Raw genomic sequence first — 3,240 nt, 5'->3', positions numbered from 1 at the left:
CTCCTGGTCGCTGTGCAGCTTGTACTTGAACAGGGTGCTGCGCAGGGCCTTCTTGACCTCGCGCTCGCCGGCGCTGGTCTGCTGCCAGCCGGGGAAGCGGACCATGCGCACGATCTCGTCGATGTCGGCGACCACGCGCTCGACGATGACCGGGGTGTCGGGGTTGCGGACCTCCTCGAACAGGGCGGTCAGGGCCGCCTTGCCGCGGTCCTCGTCCTCTTCGGGCGGGGTCTCCTTCTCCGCGGCGACCAGGTCGCCGGCCAGGGCGAGCAGCTCCTTCAGGAACTGGACGCTGTGCAGTTGGCCGGCATCAAAGCGCTCGCGCAGCCGCTCCAGGCGCTCGGACAGGGGCTTGGAGCGCGGGTTGCCGAGGTGCTTGCGCAGGCGCGCGGCGACCTTGATCTCGATCTCTTTGGTCTTCTTCTTGCGGTCCGGCGCGTCCAGGATGGCCTCCACCACATCGGCGTCGAACACCAGCTCGTCGAGGTCGTCGCGGATGGTGCTGATCGTCACGTTGTCGTGGATCAGCGCAACCGTTTTGGCGCCGAGCACATGCCAGAGCAGCGCGCCGTGGCCGGTGGAGGGCTTGAGGCTCTCGTACACCTGCGCCAGCCAGCGGTAGTCGGCCTCGAAGGGTTGCAGCAGCGGGTCCGGCGAGATCGCCTCCCAGAGCCGGCCGAGCACGCTCATGTCGGCGGCGAAGGCGTCGCGGGCGCTGTTGTCCGGCAGGCACTCCTGTGCGGCGATGAGGCCGTCGTAGCCGCTCAGGCTGCGGTCCACCCCGGCGAAGTAGGCCAGGCACTTCTGCATGGCCCCGGGCAACTGCGCCTTGAGCGCGGCGATGTTGCCGGCCACCTGCTGGAAGGTCGCCTCGTCGAAGGCCAGCGCCTTGGCCATGTCGTCGAACACCCCGAGGTAGTCCACGATCAGGCCGTGGCTCTTGGTGGCGGTCTGGCTGCCGCTGTAGGTGCGGTTGGTGCGGGTGATGGCCTGCAGCAGGGTGTGGTCGCGCAGGGGCTTGTCCAGGTACATGGCCTGGAGGATGGGCGCGTCGAAGCCGGTCAGCAGCTTGGCGGTGACGATGAGGATCGCGAGTGGGTCGTTCGCGTCGCGGTAGCGGTCCAGCAGGGCCTCTTCGGCGTCGCGGTCGCGCTTGTACGGGGCGTAGCGGGCGTCGGACTGGTCCTTGCCCTGCACCGAGATGACGACGTCGGTCTCGATGCCGTCCGGCAGCAGCCGGTCCAGCTCGGCCTTGTAGAGCAGGCAGCACTCCTGATCGAAGGTGACCGCCATCGCCTTGAAGCCGTTCGGCGCCACCTTGGCCTGAAAGTGCTTGGCGATGTCGGCGCAGATGCCGGCGATGCGCCCGGGCGTCTTCACCAGCACGGCCATGTTGGCGGCGGTCTTGGCGAGGTTGTCCCGGTCCAGGTCGGACAGGCCGCCGGTCAGGTTGGCGTAGGCCTGGTCGATGGCCGCCTTGTCGATGTGCAGGTTGACCAGCCGCGGCTCGAAGTGCAGCGGCAGCGTGGCGCCGTCGCGGATGCTGTCCTCGAAGCCGTAGTGGCTGAGATAGCCGTTGGCGTCCTCCGGCGCGCCGAAGGCATAGAAGGTGTTGCGGTCGCGCTTGTTGATGGGCGTGCCGGTGAGGCCGAACAGGAAGGCGTTCGGCAGCGCCGCGCGCATCTTCATGCCGAGGTCGCCCTCCTGGGTGCGGTGCGCCTCGTCCACCAGGGCGATGATGTTGTGGCGGTCGTTGAGTACAGGCGAGTCTTGTCCGGCGGCGTCGTCGTCCGCGTCGTCCGGCGCGCTGTCGTCTTCGCCCGCCGCAGCCTCGGCGCCCGCCTCCGTGCCGGCAGGGGCCGCCGGCACCGCCAGCCCCAGCTGCGCGGCCAGCGCGCTCAGCTCGGCCTGCAACGCCTCGCGCTTGCTCTCGTCGTCCACCCGCGCCGCAGCGCGCCAGGCGACGCCGAGCTCGGCGCCGGCGGCATCAACCTGCCCCTGGCGATGCAGCTCCGGGATCTGCCGCAGCAGCCGCGCGACGCTCTGCCGCGGCGTCTCCTCGCCGAACTTGAAGATGGTGGCGATGATGATCTTGCGCGTGTCCTGCTGGAGCAGGGTCTTCAGCGTGGAGCGCTTCTCCGCCTTCACCAGGTTCGGGATGTCGGCGCCGTGGAAGGTGGCGCTGATCTGCGCATCCAGATCGACGCGGTCCACCACGATCAGCACGGTCGGGTTCTTGAGCTTTGGGTGCATGCGCAGCTTCTGTGCCGCGAACACCATCAGCAGCGATTTACCGGAGCCCTGGAAGTGCCAGATCAGGCCCTTCTTGGGCTGCCCGGCCACCACCCGCGCGACGATGCGGTTGGCCGCCTCGAACTGCTGGCAGCGGCACACCAGCTTGAGCCGGCGCTGCTTCTTGTCGGTGGCGAACAGCGTGAAGTTGGCCAGGATGTCGAGCAGGGTCTCGGGCGCCAGCAGCCCGGACACCGCCCGTTGCAGGTCCGAGAGCCCGCCGGGCGCGGCGTCCTCGTCGTCCCGCCAGGGGCCTCACAGCTGCACCGGCATGTGGATGGAGCCGAAGCGCAGCTCCTTGCCCTCGGTGGCGACGCTGAACAGGTTGCAGGCGAACAGCTCCGGCACGAAGCGCTCGTACTCCTGCACCTGGATGGCCCCGTCCACCCAGCTCACCGACGGGCGCGTCGGGGTCTTGGCCTCGATCAGCACCAGCGGCAGCCCGTTGACCAGCAGGATCATATCCGCGCGGCGCTCCGCCGGGCCGGCGCGGAAGCTGTATTGGGTGGTGACGACGTACTGGTTGCGGGACAGGTCCTCGAAGTCCACCAAGCGCACCGTCACATGCTCCCCGTCCGGCCCGAACGGCATGCTGCGCTCGCCCCGCAGCCAGGCGGTGAGCTCCTCGTTGGCCCGAATCAGCCCGTCCGAGCGCACCGACAGCACGATGGCGCGCAGCTTGTACAGCACCTCATCGGCCCGTTCCGGTTGCGCGGCGATCTCGGGGTTCAGGCGGATCAGCGCGTCGCGGACCAGGGGCTCGACGAAGACCTCCTGTGGCTGGCGCGGCAGGGCCGCCGCCGGCAGGTAGGTCCAGCCCGTGCCCTTGGCGGCGATGCCGTAGCTGCCGCGGGCGTCCTGGAGGTTCAGCGGGTTGGCATCGGCCCGGGCACCGCTGAGCAGGTCGCGAAGGTACGCCTCGACGGTGTTGGATTCGGTGAAGGTCAT

General features: G+C 69.1%; 2 protein-coding genes. Both read right to left on the bottom strand.

What is annotated here, in order from left to right; genetic code table 11:
• The coding region (locus QZ607_RS25670; RefSeq protein WP_295889091.1) for a DEAD/DEAH box helicase family protein at window positions 1-2,487 on the bottom strand (2,487 nt) is incomplete at its 3' end.
• 60 nt (window positions 2,488-2,547) lie between these two features.
• Window positions 2,548-3,240 (bottom strand): type I restriction endonuclease (locus QZ607_RS25665; protein WP_295889089.1); only part of this gene is annotated, 693 nt, incomplete at its 5' end.

The sequence above is a fragment of the uncultured Thiohalocapsa sp. genome (assembly GCF_913063425.1).
GTDB lineage: Bacteria > Pseudomonadota > Gammaproteobacteria > Chromatiales > Chromatiaceae > Thiohalocapsa.
The sequence above is the reverse complement of the archived record's forward strand: the minus strand, read 5'-3'. Positions and strand labels throughout refer to the sequence as shown.